Origin of the sequence: Gilliamella sp. CG35 (assembly GCF_046635745.1) — a bacterium.
In the GTDB taxonomy this organism is placed as follows: Bacteria; Pseudomonadota; Gammaproteobacteria; order Enterobacterales; family Orbaceae; genus Gilliamella; species Gilliamella apicola_I.
The window spans coordinates 42,717-64,372 of record NZ_JBIDFH010000015.1; the positions used below are offsets into that span (position 1 = coordinate 42,717).

Annotated in this window: 23 protein-coding genes and 1 tRNA gene; 3 read left to right on the forward strand and 21 right to left on the reverse strand. The window is 34.5% G+C overall.

Going from position 1 to position 21,656, the window contains the following annotated elements; all coding sequences use genetic code 11:
• Nucleotides 1-123: 123 nt before the first annotated feature.
• From ACGH4F_RS07940 to recQ, 5 genes are all read right to left on the reverse strand, one after another.
• Nucleotides 124-462, reverse strand: a complete 339-nt coding sequence (locus tag ACGH4F_RS07940; protein WP_267351877.1) for a YbaB/EbfC family nucleoid-associated protein — start codon at nt 460-462, stop codon at nt 124-126.
• A 33-nt stretch (nt 463-495) separates the two neighbouring features.
• On the reverse strand, nt 496-2,628 hold the full coding sequence (dnaX, locus tag ACGH4F_RS07945) for a DNA polymerase III subunit gamma/tau (protein WP_411590763.1): 2,133 nt from the start codon (nt 2,626-2,628) through the stop codon (nt 496-498).
• A gap of 333 nt (nt 2,629-2,961) precedes the next feature.
• Nucleotides 2,962-4,137, reverse strand: a complete 1,176-nt coding sequence (locus tag ACGH4F_RS07950; RefSeq protein ID WP_411590764.1) for a M20 family metallopeptidase — start codon at nt 4,135-4,137, stop codon at nt 2,962-2,964.
• Nucleotides 4,138-4,278: 141 nt separating this feature from the next.
• Nucleotides 4,279-5,505 (reverse strand): hypothetical protein, encoded by a 1,227-nt coding sequence (locus ACGH4F_RS07955; RefSeq protein ID WP_411590792.1) that lies wholly within the window; start codon nt 5,503-5,505, stop codon nt 4,279-4,281.
• Nucleotides 5,506-5,620: 115 nt separating this feature from the next.
• On the reverse strand, nt 5,621-7,450 hold the full coding sequence (gene recQ / locus ACGH4F_RS07960) for a DNA helicase RecQ (RefSeq protein ID WP_411590765.1): 1,830 nt from the start codon (nt 7,448-7,450) through the stop codon (nt 5,621-5,623).
• Nucleotides 7,451-7,684: 234 nt separating this feature from the next.
• On the opposite strand from recQ, the gene ACGH4F_RS07965 reads away from it, so the two are divergent.
• From ACGH4F_RS07965 to ACGH4F_RS07975, 3 genes are all read left to right on the forward strand, one after another.
• Nucleotides 7,685-7,761: transfer RNA gene (locus ACGH4F_RS07965), tRNA-Val, on the forward strand.
• Nucleotides 7,762-8,000: 239 nt separating this feature from the next.
• On the forward strand, nt 8,001-8,936 hold the full coding sequence (locus ACGH4F_RS07970; RefSeq protein WP_411590766.1) for a tyrosine-type recombinase/integrase: 936 nt from the start codon (nt 8,001-8,003) through the stop codon (nt 8,934-8,936).
• Nucleotides 8,937-9,322: 386 nt separating this feature from the next.
• Nucleotides 9,323-9,535, forward strand: coding sequence for a hypothetical protein (locus ACGH4F_RS07975; RefSeq protein WP_411590768.1), 213 nt, complete (start codon nt 9,323-9,325; stop codon nt 9,533-9,535).
• 171 nt (nt 9,536-9,706) lie between these two features.
• Here the strand turns inward: ACGH4F_RS07975 and ACGH4F_RS07980 are convergent, their stop codons facing one another.
• The 16 genes from ACGH4F_RS07980 to ACGH4F_RS08055 form a co-directional block, all read right to left on the reverse strand.
• Entirely contained in the window at nt 9,707-9,931 is a 225-nt protein-coding gene (locus tag ACGH4F_RS07980; protein WP_065557970.1) for a tail fiber assembly protein, read from the reverse strand.
• Between the two features lie 9 nt (nt 9,932-9,940).
• Nucleotides 9,941-10,144 (reverse strand): hypothetical protein, encoded by a 204-nt coding sequence (locus ACGH4F_RS07985; RefSeq protein WP_267360071.1) that lies wholly within the window; start codon nt 10,142-10,144, stop codon nt 9,941-9,943.
• A gap of 2 nt (nt 10,145-10,146) precedes the next feature.
• Complete coding sequence (locus ACGH4F_RS07990) at nt 10,147-10,896, reverse strand: hypothetical protein (protein WP_411590771.1); 750 nt, start codon at nt 10,894-10,896, stop codon at nt 10,147-10,149.
• Nucleotides 10,893-11,549: a DUF2612 domain-containing protein gene (locus ACGH4F_RS07995; protein WP_411590772.1), complete on the reverse strand. Its 657-nt coding sequence runs from the start codon at nt 11,547-11,549 to the stop codon at nt 10,893-10,895. The genes ACGH4F_RS07990 and ACGH4F_RS07995 overlap by 4 nt, the downstream gene beginning before the upstream one ends.
• Entirely contained in the window at nt 11,542-12,663 is a 1,122-nt protein-coding gene (locus ACGH4F_RS08000; protein ID WP_411590774.1) for a baseplate J/gp47 family protein, read from the reverse strand. Before ACGH4F_RS08000 ends, ACGH4F_RS07995 begins: the two co-directional genes overlap by 8 nt.
• On the reverse strand, nt 12,644-13,009 hold the full coding sequence (locus ACGH4F_RS08005) for a hypothetical protein (RefSeq protein ID WP_267351853.1): 366 nt from the start codon (nt 13,007-13,009) through the stop codon (nt 12,644-12,646). Before ACGH4F_RS08005 ends, ACGH4F_RS08000 begins: the two co-directional genes overlap by 20 nt.
• Nucleotides 13,006-13,674: a Gp138 family membrane-puncturing spike protein gene (locus ACGH4F_RS08010; protein ID WP_267360080.1), complete on the reverse strand. Its 669-nt coding sequence runs from the start codon at nt 13,672-13,674 to the stop codon at nt 13,006-13,008. Before ACGH4F_RS08010 ends, ACGH4F_RS08005 begins: the two co-directional genes overlap by 4 nt.
• A 428-nt stretch (nt 13,675-14,102) precedes the next feature.
• A complete protein-coding gene (locus tag ACGH4F_RS08015; RefSeq protein ID WP_267351849.1) occupies nt 14,103-14,390 on the reverse strand; it encodes a DUF6694 family lipoprotein in 288 nt (95 codons plus the stop codon).
• 60 nt (nt 14,391-14,450) lie between these two features.
• The gene (locus ACGH4F_RS08020; protein ID WP_411590777.1) at nt 14,451-15,284 is read right to left on the reverse strand and encodes a phage protein; all 834 of its coding nucleotides are present in this window, start codon (nt 15,282-15,284) and stop codon (nt 14,451-14,453) included.
• Nucleotides 15,229-15,585, reverse strand: coding sequence for a phage baseplate plug protein (locus ACGH4F_RS08025; protein WP_267351846.1), 357 nt, complete (start codon nt 15,583-15,585; stop codon nt 15,229-15,231). The genes ACGH4F_RS08020 and ACGH4F_RS08025 overlap by 56 nt, the downstream gene beginning before the upstream one ends.
• Nucleotides 15,586-15,652: 67 nt before the next feature.
• Nucleotides 15,653-16,375, reverse strand: coding sequence for a phage baseplate protein (locus tag ACGH4F_RS08030; RefSeq protein ID WP_411590779.1), 723 nt, complete (start codon nt 16,373-16,375; stop codon nt 15,653-15,655).
• Nucleotides 16,375-18,264 carry a hypothetical protein gene (locus tag ACGH4F_RS08035; RefSeq protein WP_411590780.1) on the reverse strand — a complete coding sequence of 630 codons (1,890 nt, stop codon included), beginning with the start codon at nt 18,262-18,264 and terminating at the stop codon, nt 16,375-16,377. Before ACGH4F_RS08035 ends, ACGH4F_RS08030 begins: the two co-directional genes overlap by 1 nt.
• 141 nt (nt 18,265-18,405) lie before the next feature.
• Nucleotides 18,406-18,822 (reverse strand): phage tail assembly chaperone, encoded by a 417-nt coding sequence (locus ACGH4F_RS08040; protein WP_411590781.1) that lies wholly within the window; start codon nt 18,820-18,822, stop codon nt 18,406-18,408.
• Entirely contained in the window at nt 18,822-19,256 is a 435-nt protein-coding gene (locus ACGH4F_RS08045; RefSeq protein WP_065558727.1) for a phage protein, read from the reverse strand. The genes ACGH4F_RS08040 and ACGH4F_RS08045 overlap by 1 nt, the downstream gene beginning before the upstream one ends.
• Before the next feature lie 9 nt (nt 19,257-19,265).
• Entirely contained in the window at nt 19,266-20,777 is a 1,512-nt protein-coding gene (locus ACGH4F_RS08050; protein WP_411590784.1) for a DUF3383 domain-containing protein, read from the reverse strand.
• Nucleotides 20,774-21,271, reverse strand: a complete 498-nt coding sequence (locus tag ACGH4F_RS08055; RefSeq protein ID WP_411590786.1) for an LIC_12616 family protein — start codon at nt 21,269-21,271, stop codon at nt 20,774-20,776. Before ACGH4F_RS08055 ends, ACGH4F_RS08050 begins: the two co-directional genes overlap by 4 nt.
• Nucleotides 21,272-21,656: the final 385 nt, after the last annotated feature.

Below are 21,656 nucleotides of genomic sequence, written 5' to 3' on the forward strand. Positions count from 1 at the left end.
AGTTTACCTGATGAAATTGAAATAATAAAGAAAAACTGTATAAATAGACAGGCAATAAAAGGAAAAATTTTGCCGACCAATTCGGCAAAATAGTGAGTAAAAACAGCTGATAATTTGCTTAAATTAAAAAGGCATTTTGAAACCTGGTGGTAATTGCATTCCACCTGTAACTTGAGCCATACGCTCTTTTTGAGCTTCATCTAATCGGCGAGTTGCATCATTAAAAGCTGCTGCAATAAGATCTTCTAACATCTCTTTGTCATCTTCATTCAATAATGACGGATCTAACTCAACTCGTTTACAGTTATGAGCGCCATTAATGCTGACTTTAACAATACCTGCACCCGACTCTCCTGTTACTTCTAATTTGGCGATTTCTTCTTGCGCTTGCTGCATTTTTGCTTGCATTTGCTGGGCTTGTTTCATTAAATTACCCAAACCGCCTTTTCCACCTGAAAACATAATTATTCCTCGTTAAATATATTTAGTCCATAATTATACAGGACGAATACTTGTTTCATCAATCTTGGCTTCAAAATATTGGCAGATCATTGCCACTTTTGGATCTTGATTAATTGTCACTTTAGCTTGCGCAAGTTTTTGTTGATAAAGATCTTCACGCATTTCCAAAGGTGTTTTTATCGTTTGATTATCATCAATAATAACGTTAATTTTTAACGGTTTTTGTCGATAATTCGACATTGCTTTTTCTAATTTTGAAATATTTGCTGATGCATTAATGAGATGTTTTACCGCTGATCGCAAATGTAAAACGATATTTTCATCATCTATTTGTTCAATAGAGCAATTTATCGCAATTTGCTTAATTAAAGGCGCAATATCGAGTTGCTCAATTTCGGCACACCATGCGTCTTTTTGCGCCATTTCATCAATTAATTTTTTCATCATTTCGGGCGTTTTATCACCATTTAATGATTCGCGAAAACTTTTCGTATCAATGATTAATTCATCTTTGGTTTCAATCAGCCCACACGCCTGCCATTGATAATTTTCTGCGGTAATTTGCTCTTCATCCTTATCGGGCTTATTTAAGTTATTTTCATTTGATTCTACGTGTGAACATTTGTCTGTGCCATGCGCTAATGATGCATTGATACTCGCCTGAATTGGTTGATTTTTTTCAACCAGTTCAGACTTTTTTTTATTTTGTTCCTCTTGTATTAATTGCATCCGCATTTCTAAAATACTTTTCGTCATTGAAGAGACATCATCTGGGATCGGCATATCGTGTTTAGCCGGTTGTTGATGATTATTTTGAGAGTGTTTTATATCAGATTGTGCGTTACTCTCAATACGTGATGTCTTTTCTAACTCAACTTGTTGAAAATTGTGCACTGATTGTGGTGAGCCAGATGCTGATTTTTGATGAATATCAGTCACGGGCGGTACATTACTCATCGAGTCAGATGTGGCGTTTGATATGTCACTCTTACTAGCTGATGCTTGAATATGTATAGGCTTTGATGGCTGCGGTGCCTGAACCGTTGGCTTTGTATTTGACACTAACGTATTGTTATCATTAGTTTTGGGTTGAAATGCTAATGCTCTTAGAAAGCTCATTTCAACACCTATTTTTTTATCGGGTGAATAGGCTAATTCTTTTCGCCCCATTAATAATATTTGATAAAATAACTGAATATCATTTGGCGCAATGTATTGTGCTAAAAAGCGTATTCGTTCTTCATTATCGGTATAATCACCCAATGCTGTTGGTACAATTTGTAATAAAGCGATTTGATGCAAAAGCGTAATGGTTTCAGCCAATAAGTTATCCCAATCCACGCCTTGTGTTGCAGCTGCTTCAATCTGTTGCATCAAAGCATTGCCATCATTTTGATAAAGTGCCTCAACCAATAAAAAAGGAATTGTTTTATCCAGTGTCCCTAACATAACACTGACTGATTGCGCATCAACAACGCCATTACCTAAGGCAATAGCCTGATCGGTTAAACTTAAGGCATCTCGCATACTACCATTAGCCGCTTTGGCTAATAACTGAATCGCCTTCGGTTCAGATTCAATTTTTTCAAGTTGTAAAATGTGAGAAAGCTGTTCCGATATAAGCGAAGTATCAAGCACATTTAAATGTAAATGTAGACAGCGTGATAATATGGTAATCGGTAACTTTTGTGGATCGGTTGTTGCCAACAGAAATTTAACATGTTCTGGTGGTTCTTCTAATGTTTTTAGCAAGGCATTAAAACTGCTGCGAGATAACATGTGCACTTCGTCAATTAAATAGACTTTAAAGCGCCCTTTAGTTGGCAAGTATTGAATGTTATCTAATATTTCACGTGTATCTTCAACTTTAGTTCGTGAAGCGGCATCAATTTCTAAAAGATCGACAAATCTGCCTTGCTCAATATCACGACAATTATCACATACCCCACAAGGCGTAGCAGTAATCCCAGTTTCGCAGTTTAAGCCTTTAGCAAGTAAGCGAGCAATGGAGGTTTTTCCAACACCACGCGTGCCTGAAAATAGATAAGCATGATGAACCCGACCTAGCGAAAGTGCATTTGATAGAATCTTGAGGACATGCTGTTGCCCTACGACTTCAGTAAATGATTTTGGTCGCCATTTGCGTGCCAGAACTTGATAACTCATATTCACCATTGCGTATAACTAATCAATTTGGCATCAATAATATCATAAAGCGTAAAATTAGTCTTTAAGATGACAGTAAACAATTTACAATACTTTATTGAATGAGAATCCAGTCAATTTTTATTATTGACGTTTACTTTAATGAATGCTTTTAATAAATAGATTATTAATAAAAAATGAATGATAAGAATAAATTAAGTTTGTTGGAGTTAGTTATTCAGAAATATGGGCGTGTTTACTAATACAGATTCATTGTAGTTGAAAATTTGAATCCTGAGTAGATAAATCTCAACCATTATTTCGATTCCATAATGGTTGGATTATTCATATTTATTATTGATTCAAATATGACCAAGCATATTGTGCGTAAAATTCTGCGCCCATAATCATGCCGTCTTCATCAACATTAAAACAACCATGGTGATGTGGCCACTGTGTATCTTTTTCAGGATTACCCGAACCCACTAATGCAAATGCACCAGGAATGTTTTCAGTATAAAAACTAAAGTCTTCACCGCCAGTTGTTGGTGGCTCGAAATAAAGGGCTTGTTCACCAAACGATTCAACAATGACTTTCTGTGCTAATAGCGCAGATTGTTCATCATTAATGACGGGTAAGGTGCCATAAATGTATTCTACTTCAGCCGTTGCACGATACATTGCAGCAACTTGATTGGCATAACGGCGAATAGCATCTTCAATTTTATTTCGTACTTCAACACTAAAACAGCGAACTGTACCTTCTAAAACCGCATTTTCCGCAATAACATTGAAACGAGTGCCGACATCCATTTTTCCTATGGTGACCACCGCAGGGGTAAGCGGAGACACTTCACGTGAGACAATCGATTGTATGTTCATCACAAATGAAGATGCCACCATGACAGCATCAACCGTGTCGTGAGGCATCGAGCCATGCCCGCCCTTTCCTTTGAATCGGACAGTGAGCAAATCGGCAGAAGCAAAACTTGAACCTACCACACAGGATACTTTTCCGACAGGTGTTTGTGACCAGATATGCATACCAAAAGCGGTATCCACATCATCTAATACACCTTGTTTTATCATGCCTTTTGCACCTTGTGCGATCTCTTCAGCAGGCTGAAAAACCAATCTCACATTACCTTTTAGTTGATCACGTATTGCATAAAGCGCTTTTGCCGCAGTCAGTAGCATGGCTGCATGCGTATCATGTCCGCAAGCATGCATTTTACCGTCTATGGTTGATTTGTAATCAATATTGTCGTTTAACTCTTGCACCGGTAACGCATCGATATCAGCTCTCAATAAAATTCTTTTACCTGGTTTTCCGCCTTGGATATCGGCAATAATACCGGTTGGCTCAGTACGACGATAAGGGATGCCAATTTTATCAAGCTGCTCTGCAATTTTATCTGTCGTTCTGAACTCTTCCCACGGTAATTCTGGGTGACGATGCAAATCACGGCGAAAAGCGACCATTTCTTTTATATTTTGTTGTACTATCTTTTTAATATCTTGATTTATCATTTTACTACCTTTGTTCTTGTTATTTAGTCCATCAAAATTAATGCGTTTGATATTGAAAACATATTAAGAAGATAGTTAGAAAAACTGTTCTTAAATCTTGTTATCCGATTAGTTGTCATCAAACTTGTAGACATTTATCATTTACTGTATTGCAGGTGCGACTATCATATTGACCATAAAGCCTGCTAAAACAACCGACACTATAGTGACTGAAATAAATCCACCAATCAACATAGGCGGTAACATATGACGAGTAAGTACCTCTTTTTCTTTTTCATTTTTGGTCAAATTATTAATCACTTCATTGGTAATAATATAATCAGCAGGAAACCCATAGAGTGCTGTTAGTGCTATCGAAAACGCCATTTCTCGACTAACGTTTAGCATTTTTCCGGCAATAAGCGAAAAGATAAACATACCAAGTACCGCCGCTAATATAAAGACAACCAAAGGCGTAATTAATCTTACTAGCATGTCAGGTGTAGCTTGACTTAATGTGTCAAAAATAAACAGCATAAGTCCCATGACCGCTAAACCAAAACCACCCGCCTTTTTTAAAGGATGACGTTCAAGAAAACCACACGATGCGGCAATTACACCGAATAATAGACAAAGTACAAATGGACTTATACTGATAATAGGATCCAATACTTTCGCCACGTAATAAGCAAAAAAGCCAATAATCGCAATTCGTAAAAAAATAAAATAGGTTGTGTTATACCGTGCTGAAAACATCGCAAACATTTTTGGCATTGGATGTTCATCATTAGATTCGGTTTCTTCCTTATTCGATGTAGGCTTAGGATCATTTAAAGCATTCCATGTACCGTCATGATACTGTTTAAGCACTCTTCGTCCTTCACGTTTAAGCATGATTGAAGTGAGAGGATAACCAATAAAACCTTGCATGACATAAATAATAATGGCAAATACAGCAAGATCTTGTAAACCGGCTTTTGTTGCTCCGCCTGCCATTATAATCGCGGAAACGATCCCACCCACTAAAGGTGGAATCGCAACAATAACTGTATTGTAGTCAAAAAATAAGTATCCAACGATCACAACCACAATGATGATTCCAACAATGCCTGACAGTGAAATAACGATAGTTTTCCATTGGCGCAGTAACTCTTTAACTGAAAGTAAAGTTCCCATGTTAACGACTAACAGATACATAAACATGACAGCAACAACTTTGGGTATTCCTGCTCGAGCGACAATATCTTTTGGGAAAAAAGTGAAGTAACCTGCTAAGAAAAGCACGGCACAAACAAAAACTGACGGCACCCATGCTTTGGTTCGTGTAGATACGATATCGCCTAAAAAAAGAATTAGTAGCAATAATACTAATGCAAGCATTTGAGACATATCATTCATTGTTGACATAAAAAGCTCCATTTTATTGGTTGTTAATTATTTAACTTTTCCTGTTGGATCATACAAATAATTATTATGCTAAGTTTATTTTTAAATAGTTTTAATATTATATATTGTTAATCATGTATTCTTTAATTTTATCAAGAAAAAGATTGCCATATTTTTCTAATTTAATTTTACCAACACCAGTAATATTGAGTAATTGTTGTTTGCTTTCAGGCATCGTTTGTACCATTTCGAGTAAGGTTGCATCACTAAAAATAATATAAGGTGGAACATCTTCACTATCGGCAATGTCTTTACGTAATTTTTTAAGATAACCAAATAAAATACGCTCTTCATAAGATAAGATAGTGGTTAAATTTATTGCTCTTGCATAACGATTTAAACGGCTTTTCTTCACAATTTCAAGTCGTGGTTTAGCCAAGGATAATGCAATTTCACCTTTCAATATTTGGCGTGCACGCTCTGTTAATTGTAGGGTATTATACGCAGCAATATTTTGTATTAGATAGCCATGATAAATTAATTGCCTTATCACATGAAGCCAATAATCAATGGAGTGTTCTTTTCCAATACCATAAACAGATAAACGATCATGTCCGTTTTCTTTTATCTTCGATCGGTTTGATCCTCGTAAAACCTCTGCAATATATTGCGCACCATAGCGCTGCTCAACACGATATATACAAGATAATACTTTTTGCGCATCAACTAAACCATCATAATGTTCAGGAGGATAAAGGCATATATCGCAGTTATTACAAGGTTCGTGTCGTTGTTCACCAAAATAGTTGAGTAAAACGATACGACGGCAAGTTAAACTTTGGGCAAATGATTGCATTGCATCGATTTTATGGAATTCAACATCTTTGTGTTGTCCTTCCATTTTTTCACTAATCTGTTGTCGGTACCAGCTCAGATCATTGGCATTAAACAGTAGCATAACTTCAGCCGGCACACCGTCACGCCCTGCTCGCCCGGTCTCTTGATAGTAAGCCTCGATACTGCGTGGACAATCGGCATGAACAACAAAACGGACATTCGGTTTATTGATCCCCATACCAAAAGCAACGGTTGCAACAATAATTTGAATATCATCTTTTAAAAAAGCTTCTTGTGCTTGTTGGCGTTGTTGATTAGTCAGTCCTGCATGATAAGCTGCAACGGAAAATCCCCGTCCAGCAAGTCTGGTAGTCATATCTTCTACTTTTGAACGACTAGCGCAATAAATAATGCCGCTATTCCCTTTTTGGGTTTCAATAAATGAGACAATTTGGTCGGTTAAATTATATTTTTCGACAACAGTATAACGGATATTTGGACGATCAAAGCTACGAACGACAACTAAGGGATCCACTAAATTTAACTGGGTAATAATATCTGCTTGAGTCATTTTATCGGCAGTTGCCGTTAAAGCAACAATCGGCACACCAGGAAAACGTGCTGAAAGTTGTCCCAATTGCCGATAATCAGGTCTAAAATCATGCCCCCATTGTGAAATACAATGTGCTTCATCAATTGCGATTAAAGACGGTGGATTTTGTTCGATTAAACTTTGAAAATACGCTAATGCCAATCTTTCTGGTGAGATATATAAAAGCTTAATAGAATGATTAAGGTATTGTTCAATGACATTTTGCTGTTCGGATGACGATTGAGAACCATTTAGATAAGCAGCAGGAATACCATTTGCGGCTAATTGATCTACTTGATCTTTCATTAGCGAAATTAAGGGTGAAATCACGATTGCCGTTTTGGGTAGGATTACAGCGGGGATTTGGTAACATAACGACTTTCCGCCACCAGTAGGAATAATAATTAAAGTGTCACGCCCATCGATAATCGATTCGATAATTTCTTTTTGTTGATTTCGGAAAGATTTATAACCAAAAACATTATGCAAAACTGTATCAATCTGATCTTTTATCGACATGCTAACCTAAAAATAAATCACTGCTGTTAATTTATCGAGTATAGCTAAATTTAAAGCAACAAACCACCTTGAACTGATATTTGTTTTCAATTTAGATTTGTTATAGTTTTAAAACTAACAAATTTTGTGTTTTTTATAGTCAAAAATGTTCAACAGCTGAAAAAACAACCAAAAAATAATTTTTTTACTTGCTTGTAATCAATTTGAAAGCTAATATTTGCGTGTTTCAAATTTACGCCCGTAGCTCAGTTGGTTAGAGCATCACCTTGACATGGTGGGGGTCAGTGGTTCGAGTCCACCCGGGCGTACCATCATTATGTTAATGAATGCGTATCAAAACAATAAGTTCCAATATCCTTAACTAATCGTTTTTTCGAATTTTCACATCATAAAGTTTTTATTTAACTAAAATTATTCAAAATAAAATATAGATATAAAGTTTTAAATTCAAAAAATTAAAAAATATCAACTGTTAAATATTGTAGTATAAATTAATTATTGAATTCACATTGAGTATCTAAATTTAATATCTCAATTTGCTAGCTAATCAATGTATTTAGCGCAGAATATTCCATTTAAAGAATGGTATGCTATGTTTTTTCTATCTAAATTATTTCAATCTTCAAATTCAAAATTAGTTAATAAGTGGCTTGATAACTATCTAGATATTCTATTAAAACGTAATTTAAAACCTAAAACTATCGAAATAAAAAAATATTTAATCAAAGTTATCAGACAAAACATTGGAAAAAGACCTTTAACAAAAATCACACCTCAAGATATTGCTCAACTCATTAAGATTTATACTGATCAAGATAAAGCACCATCAGCGAAATGTATGTATCATTTACTCAAAGATATATTTAGAGAAGCTTATGCTCAAGGCTGGAATGATAAAAATCCAACTGATCCAATAAAATGCCCAAAAGTTACAGTAAAACGATCTCGAATGACATTAAATGAGTTTAAAAAAATATTAAATGAAGCTGACAAAACGGGAAATAAAACGTTACATGATGCGATGATGTTAGCCATAGTAACGGGTCAACGTCGTTCCGATATCGCAACTATGAAAAAATCTAACATTAAACGTAATTACTTATTAATTGAACAATATAAAACTGGAGCGAAAATAGCATTACCAGTTAAATTGAAATGTAAAAAACTGAATATTAGTTTACAAGATATCATTGATTCAACCAAAAATAATTATTTGCTAAGCAATAATAATAAACAAATAAAGTTAGAAGCAATAACAAGACAATTTGCACGCTTACGTGATAAAGTTTTTAAAAAAAATTATTGGACAGGTACACCTACCACATTTCATGAAATAAGATCATTAGCAGAACGTTTATATCGAGAACAACGACTCGATACAATGACTTTATTAGGACATAAATCCCAACAAATGACAGATAGATATAATGACAATAGAGGTAGGGAATATAAAAAACTAAGGATTAATAAAGCATCCTATTTATGAGGTAGGTGAACATGTTGATTTTAAAAAAATAGCAATAAACGGCCAGCAGATTAGCCGTTTTATAATTGCTAAAGGTTCAAACATAAACGGCTGGTATGAAATATACAGTGATGGCTTTAAACGAGTTGGCAATAAATGGCCTGTCTCCAACCCGCTTCATTCACCAAACCCGTTAGGTTGTGTAAAAGTTCCATTCCCAATACCGTTTACCCAGACAGTTATATCTGTCAATGTCTCAATTGAAACATCTACACCTGCAGTTGAAATCATAAATTATGAAATCAATAGTTTGCATGAAATAGGGCTAACAGCGGGAATGTTCGGTGCATCGGGAATGGTTGCGATGAGTGAATTTGCATGTTCATACTCAGCCGAGGGATATTAATATGAGATATTTCAATAAAATAACAACGGCAGAGGTAATGCCCAGTATATATGATATCAATTATGATGTAATAGAATTAGACAATAATCATTGGTTTTTTATGTCGGACATACCCGACAATAAAAAAATAGTTGCTGATGCAAACGGACAATCAAAACTAAAGAATATTAGTGATAGTCTCAGCAATATAGATAAAATAAAAACCAACAAATAAAAACAACAACAATTAATTAATAATGTGGACACAAATAACAATCCTGCAAGACATTATCGATTAAGATATGCTAGAATCAAACGAGGCAGAAATGTAAAAACATACATGATTTTATTGACCCGTATTGATATTAATCAATCAGATATTAACTGGTCCCAAGAAACCGAGTAATCACTCGGGTATTTCAGGAAACACAGCGTTAACATGTGCCGTGTCAATACGAGGAACGTCAATGGAAAATAACTCTAAACGCTCTAATAGTCGTTTTTCATTATCTGTTGCTACGTTGTGTTTTATAGCGCATTGTAATAATGTTTTTTTCGTACTGGCGTCAGTTATTAATTTATCTCTGAGAGCTATGTTTTTCCTGATTTTAAAATCAGTTTCCGCAGCCATATCCAGTACCTATTGTCCACCGTTCCATTTGTGAAAACCTGACAGTGGGGACTCTGAATACGTTAAATCATTAAATATAACACACCCCGCATTGATTGCGTTAAATAAATCAATGTGTTGATCTTTTGTGATTTCAATTGAATCTGGTGGTATATCAATATTGATTTCATCTATATAAAATGATTGTGTTTTAAAATTATAAAAATGTTTCATACTCAAAATCCTAATGCTATGTAAAATAAATCGGTGTCAGCATATTCGCCAGGCCCACATCTTCCCCAACATCTAAATTGTGATGCTGAAATTGGGTGTGCCGATGTTGAATTTGCGCCGTAATACCTATCGCTTGTCATAACCAGAAAACACGTATGCGGAAACGCTGTATGAAACGATTGTATATAGCCATTCACCCCAGCAGTTTGAGAATATCTTGATTCCCCCCATTGAATCACTAATCCGCTGGGTAGTTTTATATAACCATTTTTATTGAATGATCCGGTGTAATCGTTGCTACAAATTAAATCGCGGTTATTAACAGTTGGCCGTTCTTTAAAATCAACATGTTCACCTACCTCATAAATAGGATCACTACCATTCATTATTTTTTGTGCGGGTAAAGCATTAAAATAATCTGCCTGTAATCTTTGCCACTTAGAGGTGTCGCTCGACGGTTGTGCATTGTCATTTTTAACTATGGCTATGTATAAAGCACCATTATATTTTATAATAGCATTTTCTGGATAAGTAACTAACTCACTCCATTCTGGCACACCTTGTTGTAACAGATATAGTATATTTTTATCAATTCGATTAAATGCGCCATTCATCCATTCCATTGGTGGTTTCGAAGCAGTTTGATCGATGGTGATTCCCCAGCCTCGACTTACATCAGGAAAATCCGTAACTTCCCCTTTTTTTGCTGAATCTGCAAAGATTAAATAATCTGGTTTTTTTTGTATAATCATTGAATAGTTCCTATTTCTTGAAGTCGAACAAATTTGCCTAAATTAAAACTGAATGATGCATTGTCATGCGAAAATCCAAACGGTTCATTATTAATTAGAACAATATATTGATACATAACACCAACAGGTCGGGCTAAAATATCCATTTTACTAATTGCATACAAAGTAAGTGAATTGAGTTGATCACTGTTAACTAATACGTTCATTGTCATATTTTGGGAATCAATAATATTTCCATGTTTGCCAATCACGAATTTAATTGATTTTACAATGTTTGATATTTCACCACTTTGATAATTTTTAGTAATTTTTGCCTTAATAAAGAAACGATAATCGCTATCATTTAATACAACAGATGCCGTTAAAGCATCGCCATGTCGATAAAATTCACCAATATCAAATGATAATGCTGTGTTATCTTCTAACCATCCAAAATATTCTTTGGTGATAGCAGAAGGTAATACGCGCGAGACGCCAACATGACGACCAATCAAATCAAGTGCATAACCTGTCGCGTCGTTGATGCTGAGAACATCCGCAATTTGAATGACATTGTTAAATGTGTTACCAGTCTCTTTATTGATAGCTCTGATAGTGCCTAATGCCTTGGGTTTTGTACGATATTGCCAAATGAGGAATTTTTCTCTATTCATCTATTAGCACCTCAACATGCGTTATCTGTGCATACTCTCGATAATCGATATTGACAATGTTGACACTGTTTACAGCGAGTTCTTTAATATAAAATCCGTCAACTAAGTTAATGCTTGAAATAATGCGAGATGCATACACATTTTCACCAATTTCAAAATCAAGACTTTTTAAATTAGCTTTAATCTGTTCTGAATTGATATCATTAAAAGATTTGTAACGACCAATTGTCATTGAGACATTGATATCGACTTTTCTTGGTCTATCAAAGTGAACTTTTCGAGGTATTTCATCTAATAAATACATCGTCTCAATTTTTCCAAATAGTCCACAACCGCCAATTTTCTTTTTAGTGATCACCTCTGCTATTTGTTCATCATCGCCACCAAGGATCACGGCATTAAATGAATGAGCAGGCACACCCTTTTCATCCGTTTTATTCGTATAGTTTTCATATACTACGCATTTAGTCACACCGGTTATATTCATTAATGCAGACTGTATGCCTTGGCGATCATCATGATTATTGATTGAGTGTGATAACATAAAGCGTTTTAATAGTTGCGCATCAGTTTCTTCGTCAACTCCGCCATAGCTTTGGGTGTTGGCAGTAATTTTATCTACGCCGATGATAATAGTGCTCGGTGTAAATTCATCCATTGCGTTAACGGTATAATGACCTAACTCTAGCGACCTAAATTTTGAACGAGCACTACCTAAATCATTTAATTTTATTGGCTCTGTTGTTACCCATTTATTTTTGTTTTTATCAACATAAATAGCGTTTTGAGGAATCAATGTGTTTGGCATTCCATTAAAAATGACTTCATCGATGTATGAATATGATGCGGTTATTCTGGTTAATCCTGCATACATTGCCCGTTGTTCCAACCACTGCCCAGTCGCTTGATAAGGGTCTAACATCTGAATAATAAATGATACTGCTTGATGTATGTTCGATAATTCCTGAGAAAATAAACCGAGCAATTGCCCATCTGGCGTATCACTATCTAAATTGACATTTTCACCATAAATCGATTTAAAACTTGTTATTAAACGATTTTTAATTGTGTCAAAATCATCAATAACAATTCCTTTATCTGTTATCTGTAACATTAAATGAAGCCTCATTAGAATTGTTGAATTTATCTGTGTAGGTAATTTGAATGAGAAACTCACGCGTCTCGCTATCCAATAAAATATCGAACTCATCAATACTAATCACACCTTCAATGTTGAAAATTTGTTTTTTTATATCAATTTCCAACTGTTTAGTATTTGGGTTTTTAGCAAGATAATCAAACCAGGCAATACCGTCATTGCGATCCAAAAACCAATCTTTTTTTAAGGATAATAATTTAGTTTTTACACACTGGGCTATTGCATCTGACTGATGTAAATAATTAGCCAAACCTTGCCCAAATGTCCAATCATGATTATTGTCTAGCTCTCTTACTTTCATGTTGGCTCTCCTGTCGTGTCATCGCCGCTTTTCACACCTGTATGTCTATGAGTATTCAAACTAATTCCTTTGTTTGTTATGACATCTTGTGCAGTGATTATGCCGGAACTAATTGTATTGCCATTAGATTGATTGAAACTACCAATTTGGTCATAGTTTCCAAACTGTTGCTTATTTCCTTCATGTACAATATTGCCTTTGATATAGATTGTTCCTTGCGTTAATCGAATATGAGTTTGACCGTCATCTGTTTGCATCGATACGCCATCATGATAAAAATCTGGAATTTTGTTAGGCACACTGTTACAACCTACGATAAAAAAACCATCGCTTAAGTCATTCATGCGATTATCAAGCGGTTTTGATGCTTCGCCCGATGCAAACCAGCCATCAATACAACGGCTGGAAAAGACCACCAGACCTTCATCACCTGCTTTGATAGGTACCGTCATACAAAAACCGCCGGCGTGAGGAAATTGTGCAGGAACATCAACCAATGGCGGAATCGATATCTCTTCCCCATTTGCTAATACTCTATTAATCATCGGTTTACATTGCACTGTATGACCATCAAAACTGATCACCTTTGCAGGCAATGCCGTATAAATATTTGATTGGGCACGTTTAATTTGATTTTCAATTGCTTGGTATAGTGTATCAACCATAATTTACCTACGAATTTAAGCCAATAAAAAACCACCTTTAGCAGGTGGTTAATTTATTGTTGGTTACAGAGTAATTGTCTTGTATTGACTGATAGAATGATTATTTTAATTAAAATAACTTATTGTTTTATAAAAGATATCAGAAATTTAATTTTGATTTGATAGATTAGAAAATATTTGAAACGAATGGAAATAAAAAAATTACGTTGAGATTGCAATCTTTAGCTTCGGGAACGTTAGTGTATATCTGCTAACTTTAATATTACAGTAAAATGTTTGATTCGATTAAGCGTTTAACTTTGTTTTAATAAAGCTTTACTTAAGACATCTAAACAATGGTACAATAACCATAAAACTGACCTGATTCCAAAAATTGCAATCTTTTTTAGATATTAATCATGAATATTCATTTGATTGCATTAATAGAGTTAATTAATTTGCTCAGCAAGTTTAATCACTTCGGAAACAGTTTTACCATCAAGTTTTTGCTTCATGATTTCTTCCATTTTCTTATTATCGTAATTTGCTTCAGTAGCCGCTTGCATATTAATTTTACTCAAAGCTGCTGTAAAAGATTGCGCTTCACTGAAGTTAAGGTCTTTTACAACTTCAGCTAATGATTCTTGATATTTTTCAGGTGTTGAAGCATCAATCTTTTTATCGCCACAAGCAGTTAATAAAGTTATAGACATTAAAAGTACAAGTAATTTTTTCATTTTTCCATCCTTTTATAAATTATATTGGGATGCTCATCCTATATCTAAATTGATAACAAATCAAATTTTTTCGAAATTACCAAAAATACACTGTAATTTGCTTTGCCAGTTATTCCCATATAGATCCCCACTATGTTGTAGCGCTTTAATTTTATAGTCTCCATTGAGTTCTGTGAGTTTAGATTCAACTCGAATTAATGCACCTATCTTATAATGCGGATTACATAATGTTGTTATTTCTAACCCTTTATCTGTCTTTTTAGGCGTTCCTATCATGCCCGTCGTTCTTGAAATAACAAATCCTTCATGATTTGAAATAGCCTTATTTTTGGGGATAACAATCAGTTCGTCATCTTGGATAGACCAATCGGCATCATTATTATTTGCTATTTGGTGCATAAGTTCGCGAGTATCACACATGAAAACTTTTCCGCGAGGAAGTGCTTTATTATTAGGAAGATTAACATTGCCTTTTTTTAAACCAAAACTTTTTAACGCTTCATTAAAAAAATCATTGTCAGTTTGTCCTTTTTCTAATGTTTTGATAATAACTTTTTCTGTAAAAGCTTTGTGACCATCAGCACACCTTAGGGTCGTGATAATATCCAGCTCGGAAAGTTGATTTTCCACCGTTAAAATATCACCACAAAAAATCATCCGTAAGACATCATCCTGATAACTAACATATAATTCTACATAATCATATTGTTTCGTGCTGATTAAATTACGATTTGAATCGTTGAGGTTGTATATTGAAATTTCAGCGGTGTTAGGATCTGAAGTAAGTGTTTTGTTGACCGAGAAAGTGACTCTAAGATTGTTCAATACAATACTTTCTTTACGATTGCCTATTTTCAGTTCTAAAACTCGCCCGAATTGTCTCACGATATTCATCCTTTGTCATAATTAATAATTGCATTCGATTATGTAAGTCATTTTTCGTTATTGCATTTATTCCTAATCCTGATTTGTCATAAAGGACTAAAACAAAAGGAAGGTCAAATTCAATAAGCGCTGGACTGCCTACAGACAGTCCTTTATTGGTTGTAATATATTGATTATTGTTAATATCAAACAAATCAAATTGGTAGCCGACTAATACCGTATTGAATCTTAATGTTAATCGTAAATTCATATCGTATAATGTAAAGGTTTGTTCTAGCACATCATCATAAGTTGTCTGAATTATATACATACTAATCTCTCAAATTTTCTTTATTTACCAACAACTAATCACTTTTTTAGCTTTGAAGTTATCTACGTTACTTAATAAACCAACTAAAAATCTTATAAAGAACAGATTTTAGTTCTTCGATTTTCTGTGGTTGTGTTTTACCAAGATTCTGTTTTTTAACCGTTTGATTTAGACCACTTGCAATTTGCGTTTCGACGATAAAAATTTCTCGAAACGTTAAGGAAAACTCACCATAAGTATTTTTTTGTTGAGTCAAACCCACAGAACTTAGAACCATATTATTATATTGCTTAGCATTAGTTTGCAGGATAACAGGTTCACCACTCCGTTGAATTGCCAGCAATTTTTCGTAAGCGTCTGCAATACGATCTGAAAATAAGCTATTTATAATAGGAGACTGATATTCAGGTAGAAAATCGGCCACGACTTGATTCAACCTTTCAGCGCTTGTTTGAAAATGTGATGCAAATCGATTTACCATGTTTTCCGCTTGTGCTGCAAAAGTTTTTATTGGCATCGGCAAAGGGTAATTGAATAAATCTATTCCCAAAAAATGGTCAATCGAGAAAGTATTTTTTTCATATCCCACAATAAGGCCATTTATTGAAATCTCTTTTGGTTCTAAAACTGCATGATCGGCAATATTAGCCCCATTTTCAATGGGATTTTCCGTGACTTTCAATTTTGATGTATGCTGTTCGACAGTATTAATATCTAAACTGAATACAAAATTGTCAGTAACAATTAACCCACTATTTTTTGATGATTTGTTTAAAATAGATTGAAACATCAGTTAGACCCCATCGCTGTAACTGTATTATCATTGATTCGTCTCGCAGCATTGTCGACAAGATTGCAAACTTGATCGAGACCATTCTGAGGTGTAGTTACATTCATTGTATTATGAATTATTATTTCACTGTTATTATTGACGTTTTTATTTAATGCAGATAAACCTCCAGCTTTTGCTACATCTGTACTTACGAGTGCAAGATTTTGGGTTGCGGAATAATTCGTGGCTTTAAGATTTTCTTCTTGAGCTTGTTCATCTTTATCATTACCAAAACCAAAAAAAGAAAGTACACCTTTTATTTTACTTTTCATCTTATCGATGACAGCAAAAAACTTGTCTTCAATCCATTTCAAACCATCTTTAAAAGGTTGCGTAATACAGTCAAGAATACCAGAAAACGTCTTTCCTAAATTATCGATAAAAGAAGTGACATCAACACCCCAAATCTCAAATAATCCTTTTATGAATTCCCAAGCAGCTTTAAATGGCGCTGTAATAAAATCAGTTATTGCTTCAAAGGTTTGACCAATTTTCTCAGTTGTTGAAGTGCTATCATCCGTCCAAATTGTAAATAAGCTTTTAACCAATTCCCAAGCAGCCTTAAATGGTGCCGTAATTAAGTCTAAAATTGCGTCAAAGGTAGCGCCTATTGCATTGACCGTTTTCTCGGCATTTTCTTCACTCATACCAAAGTACATGAGTATATCTTTTATACCATTTTTAAAGAAATTAGTAACTTTATTCCAAAAATCAGAAAAAAAGGAAACAAGAAAATCCCAATTATCGTAAATAAGATAAGCAGCCAAAGCGATAGCAGTAATAATAGCCAGAATAGGATTAGCTATCATGATAGACGTCAGTGTTTTTATTGCACTGCCAATTGTTTTAATAATTTTAACTAAATTTCCAAGCGTTTTGAGAGCATTACCAATACTTAGAATAGCATTGGAGATTGAGGTAATTAATTTAGCTTTAGCTGATACCCACGCTATTTTTCCGCCTAATAAAAGCAAATAGCCCAATACGGCAAAAATAATACTTTTCCAGTTTTTATCTAAATTTTGCCACCAAGTTATTGCATTTTTGATGTTGTCGATACAGGCTTGCCAAAATGGAGCAAATTGACTCTTACCACCTTTTAAGAAAACCATAAAATCATCAATGATCAACAATAATCCAGCTATCAAACCGATGACTAGCCCAATCGGACTAAACAGCATAGCACGATTTAAGACTGCCCAAGCAACACTCAAGGCTATTATGGCATTTTCCCAACCAATGGTCTTAGAAATTATCATATCGATAAATTCAAAAGCATGTTTTATAACTTGAATAAAATTCGAAAGAACACTAATTACGACGTTGATACCTTTGGCAATCAATTTCTTGTTAGCTTTGAGCCATTTATTAAAGCTTATTACAAGTTCAGTTACCCTTGGTAATAATCCTAAAGCAATTTTCGTTTTTATGCTATCAATCGCAAGACCGGACTTCTCAAGTTCGATCTTATATTTTTTTACTTGTGCCAGTTCACTTTTTGAAATCGAAAATAAGAGATTTTTTTTGCCAGCAAGTTCTTCTGCTTTATCAATAGCGCTGTTAAAAGCGCTAATCATTTTTTCCCCATAGTTTTTGGCTGCAGTCGTAATACTCGTTAAAGCTTGTTTTAAAATCTCAAATTTAGATTTAGCTTTTTCAGATGACTCAGCCGCTTTTTCATTAGATTGACTCGCATCGTTAATCGCATTATTAAGTGTAGTATTTATAACTTTGCCAATGTTAGATAACTTCATTGCACTGATTTCTAAAAAAGTCGTGACTTTAGTTAGATTGTTTACCTGTGAGATATCAACACCAATTTTTATCAAATATTGCTCTAGATGCACTTTAATTCTCCTTTGGCTTTTCAGCCAATCTAACTTCTGCTATCACATGGTGCATATCGATAACATCATCAAGTGAATATACAGTTTTTAATTCGTGGAGTGTTGCATAATTGTTGACAATAACACTCCACATAAACCAATCTATATCGCTTTCTTGGCTATCTCCTCCAAGCTGAGCGTATTTAGATTGGATAATAGGCCACTTGGTAAAAAAGCCAAAAAATGGAACTTCAATCCTTCAATGATGATTTGGTAATAATGACTTCTATGCGCATTAAAAAATTCACTAGCTTCTCTTGGGTTTTGGAATAATATCTTTTTACCAGCTTCATCTGTGGCTGTGACATAATCGAGAATAAATCGCTCAATTTCTTCAAATTGCTCAGTACCAATATTAGAAGCTAACTGTCCAATATCAAATCCTGATGTAGTATCCCCGACAGAAAAACAGCCCTTTAAGAGGGCTGTGAGTTTTTTGAGATATTTATTGGCTTTGTAAAAATCTGCTTGTTTAAAGGTATAAACAACATTATCTATCATATAATCTTTGTTTTCCATTATTGACCTCCTTTGATGTTAAATTCAGCTTTCGTTGCTTTAAGTGTCCATGTTAAACCATTGTGAGCTGTACCACGTGCAATAGTTGGTGGCGTGGTAAACCAACATCCAGTCAATAAAAATTCATCACCATTACGCAAATCTTTATAGGTAATTAACTTACCTTTAGCTTTTGTCGGATTATTAATTTGGGCTTGTCGTAATTGATTTAATACTTCGTTAGTTTCAGTGTGCTGTAATGTTTTAATCGTGACAGTAGCACCTTTATTGCAAGTGTTAACAAACACCCCTTCACCATTGATACCATAAGTGATATCACCATCATCGCCTATGGGTGCAATACTAATGGAATCTTGAGCATTTTCATAACCTGTTATTTCATAGCCATCTATTGTTAAGACAGCATCTTCTAAAGAAAAAGATTTATTAGACATCGTGTATCCTTATCGATTAAATTGAACAATAATATCAACGCTGTGACCTGCACCAGCAAGTTTCAATGCGCAATTAATTGGCATCATTTTGCGCGCTTCACGATCAGCCGTGTCTTGCGTATCAAAAGAATCTGAATAGAAATAGTATCCATTCACCGTATCGCCAAATTTCAGCTCACCAATATCGCCAAGCGACCATTTACCCATGCCAAGAAAACCGTTATTGACAAATTGCTCACCAATAATTTTTAACTTGCTGATTAAGCGTTGTTGTCCTTTATCAGTTTGTGGAATTTTAGTCGGTTCACCTTGTAACGCATTAAATGCTTGTACTTGAATTGCATTAATGAATGCATCTAGTCCTGTGGTTTCATCAATGAATGTCCCACCAACCATAACGCCTTCTGCAAGCATATTAACACCAGCATAATCTGTATAAAAATTGACACCTAAACGACGACATTTCATCGCTTCATTGACAGTGATTTTGTCGTCTGATGTAACACTAGCTTCTTGTTTAAATTTGACTGTTTTAGCGGTATTAATACCTGTCCATACGGTGGTTAACGCAATGCCCATAAGTTCAGCAGCAGCATGGTTATTCCCTTTGTTGTTATATTGAACCATCAAGCGTCCGCTATTTCGTTTTGACAATGTTTTTAAAACATTATCATCACTGTATTCAATATTTTTTTCTCGAGTTTCGGTATAGGCTAATACTTTGGCATTTTCAACCCCTTGAGCAACAACCCAATCATGCGCTTCCACTAATTCACTATCTGTAATAGTATTTGCAAAATACACACCATACCAATTTTGATATTGATTTTGTAATGCAGTTAATGCTTCAGCAGGCGACTCTTTACGATAAGTTGTCGTATCCTCTCCTTTAATTAATGATGCTTTACCATCAATTAAATTACAAAGATTACCGATATAAGAGCCTTCTGATTGAGAATCAAACACATATCCAAAATTGTCGCCCTTACCTTCTTTTTGAGCAGCTAAAATAAATCTATTACCAACAGAATCATAAATAACTGAAACTCCACTATCTTTTAATTTAGTATTGATGACAGTTGCAACATCATTCATACTTGATACATTGCTAAAATCCAGATCAGTAATTTGATGTTTAGCATCACCAAAGTAAAAAGAAAAATAACCATCTTTAATACTCTTAAATTGAATATAGCTGACAGCTAAAGCAGAGCCATTAATTTTTGAACTCAACGCTTTAGTGGTAACCCCCTCTTGCATATATTTAGCAATCAATGCCGTTTTCGGTTTAGGTTGAGCAGAGAATAATGCGCAAGCAGCTTGATATGCATCAGAATCAGTGCCAAATAAATTTGCAACTGTTGTTGCATCTGAAACAACAACATAACGAGTATCTTTATTGCTGAATTCTTCACACATATCTTTTGTAAAAATAGCCACAACGCTTAGGTCACGTTTTTGTGCCCCTCTTGGCGATTGTTGTAGAGTTGCATCTACGACTTGACTTAATGGTAAACTCATTTAGTAACCTCGAATGTAAAATTAACGCTATCACCGCGTTTAACGCTGGTTTTAACGATTGGATTGATGGAAAAAATAAGATCTACTTGTGCATGTTGAACGGTTTTGTCTGCAGAAGTTGTAGATACGTTTTCAATATCGGAGCATCGAAGATACCCCATTCTTAATTTCTTTAACTTTTGCCAAACAGGCGTGAACTGCATTGATTCTGTTAATTTGCATAGCTGTTCATAGGCATCTTTACCGTATGCTTTGACGGTAATGGTTGCTTCTTTTAGTGTCGATATCACTTCTTCTTCATCTTCACCGTAATATAAAATTTCTTTGCCTATCTCGGTTTGAGACATATTAAGAACAGTGATGAATTTATCTAAACGAGAGACATCCGGTATGTTATCCTCCTCAAATATAATTGTTTCAGGTAAAGACAGAATTTCCGCTATCAAACGTCTAACTTCAGTCATTTCAAGCTTAGAAACAGTCGTGATTGGCATAATGACTCCATAAAAAAGAAGATAGGGTTTAACGATAAGGTGATAATATAAAAACCATGCTGTTGTTGATTTATTATTTATAATAAATTGATAAATCTAGTTGAATTGATTGTTCACATTATCCATTGTTAAATCACATAAACAGGGATTAAGTAGGTTAAAAATTTTTTAACCCAATAGAAAAAACAATTTTGATTGTATAAAGCTAGTTTGATAAAACGTTATAAAACTGCGTTAATGACTAGGATATAATCATCATAACGGCTCATATTATTTAATATTAAATAAAGGGTGATGCGTAACTTATTTATTACACATAAACAGTGTGTTATTTTGAGGTGCAATGACCTGACAGTAGTATTGTTGCCATCCTTCGATTAGGGCT

What these genes read in the sequence shown, in the direction of transcription:
- ACGH4F_RS07980 (WP_065557970.1), bottom strand. Translation starts at nt 9,931, where the DNA reads ATGGCTGCGGAAACTGATTTTAAAATCAGGAAAAACATAGCTCTCAGA.
- ACGH4F_RS08005 (WP_267351853.1), bottom strand. Translation starts at nt 13,009, where the DNA reads ATGAAAGTAAGAGAGCTAGACAATAATCATGATTGGACATTTGGGCAA.
- ACGH4F_RS07955 (WP_411590792.1), bottom strand. Translation starts at nt 5,505, where the DNA reads ATGTCTCAAATGCTTGCATTAGTATTATTGCTACTAATTCTTTTTTTA.
- ACGH4F_RS07975 (WP_411590768.1), top strand. Translation starts at nt 9,323, where the DNA reads ATGAGATATTTCAATAAAATAACAACGGCAGAGGTAATGCCCAGTATA.
- ACGH4F_RS08030 (WP_411590779.1), bottom strand. Translation starts at nt 16,375, where the DNA reads ATGTTTCAATCTATTTTAAACAAATCATCAAAAAATAGTGGGTTAATT.
- ACGH4F_RS08045 (WP_065558727.1), bottom strand. Translation starts at nt 19,256, where the DNA reads ATGTCTAATAAATCTTTTTCTTTAGAAGATGCTGTCTTAACAATAGAT.
- ACGH4F_RS08050 (WP_411590784.1), bottom strand. Translation starts at nt 20,777, where the DNA reads ATGAGTTTACCATTAAGTCAAGTCGTAGATGCAACTCTACAACAATCG.
- ACGH4F_RS07950 (WP_411590764.1), bottom strand. Translation starts at nt 4,137, where the DNA reads ATGATAAATCAAGATATTAAAAAGATAGTACAACAAAATATAAAAGAA.
- ACGH4F_RS08000 (WP_411590774.1), bottom strand. Translation starts at nt 12,663, where the DNA reads ATGTTACAGATAACAGATAAAGGAATTGTTATTGATGATTTTGACACA.
- ACGH4F_RS07990 (WP_411590771.1), bottom strand. Translation starts at nt 10,896, where the DNA reads ATGATTATACAAAAAAAACCAGATTATTTAATCTTTGCAGATTCAGCA.
- ACGH4F_RS07995 (WP_411590772.1), bottom strand. Translation starts at nt 11,549, where the DNA reads ATGAATAGAGAAAAATTCCTCATTTGGCAATATCGTACAAAACCCAAG.
- ACGH4F_RS08055 (WP_411590786.1), bottom strand. Translation starts at nt 21,271, where the DNA reads ATGCCAATCACGACTGTTTCTAAGCTTGAAATGACTGAAGTTAGACGT.
- ACGH4F_RS08025 (WP_267351846.1), bottom strand. Translation starts at nt 15,585, where the DNA reads ATGTATATAATTCAGACAACTTATGATGATGTGCTAGAACAAACCTTT.
- ACGH4F_RS08020 (WP_411590777.1), bottom strand. Translation starts at nt 15,284, where the DNA reads ATGAATATCGTGAGACAATTCGGGCGAGTTTTAGAACTGAAAATAGGC.
- ACGH4F_RS07940 (WP_267351877.1), bottom strand. Translation starts at nt 462, where the DNA reads ATGTTTTCAGGTGGAAAAGGCGGTTTGGGTAATTTAATGAAACAAGCC.
- ACGH4F_RS08010 (WP_267360080.1), bottom strand. Translation starts at nt 13,674, where the DNA reads ATGGTTGATACACTATACCAAGCAATTGAAAATCAAATTAAACGTGCC.
- recQ (WP_411590765.1), bottom strand. Translation starts at nt 7,450, where the DNA reads ATGTCGATAAAAGATCAGATTGATACAGTTTTGCATAATGTTTTTGGT.
- ACGH4F_RS08040 (WP_411590781.1), bottom strand. Translation starts at nt 18,822, where the DNA reads ATGGAAAACAAAGATTATATGATAGATAATGTTGTTTATACCTTTAAA.
- ACGH4F_RS07970 (WP_411590766.1), top strand. Translation starts at nt 8,001, where the DNA reads ATGTATTTAGCGCAGAATATTCCATTTAAAGAATGGTATGCTATGTTT.
- ACGH4F_RS07985 (WP_267360071.1), bottom strand. Translation starts at nt 10,144, where the DNA reads ATGAAACATTTTTATAATTTTAAAACACAATCATTTTATATAGATGAA.
- dnaX (WP_411590763.1), bottom strand. Translation starts at nt 2,628, where the DNA reads ATGAGTTATCAAGTTCTGGCACGCAAATGGCGACCAAAATCATTTACT.
- ACGH4F_RS08015 (WP_267351849.1), bottom strand. Translation starts at nt 14,390, where the DNA reads ATGAAAAAATTACTTGTACTTTTAATGTCTATAACTTTATTAACTGCT.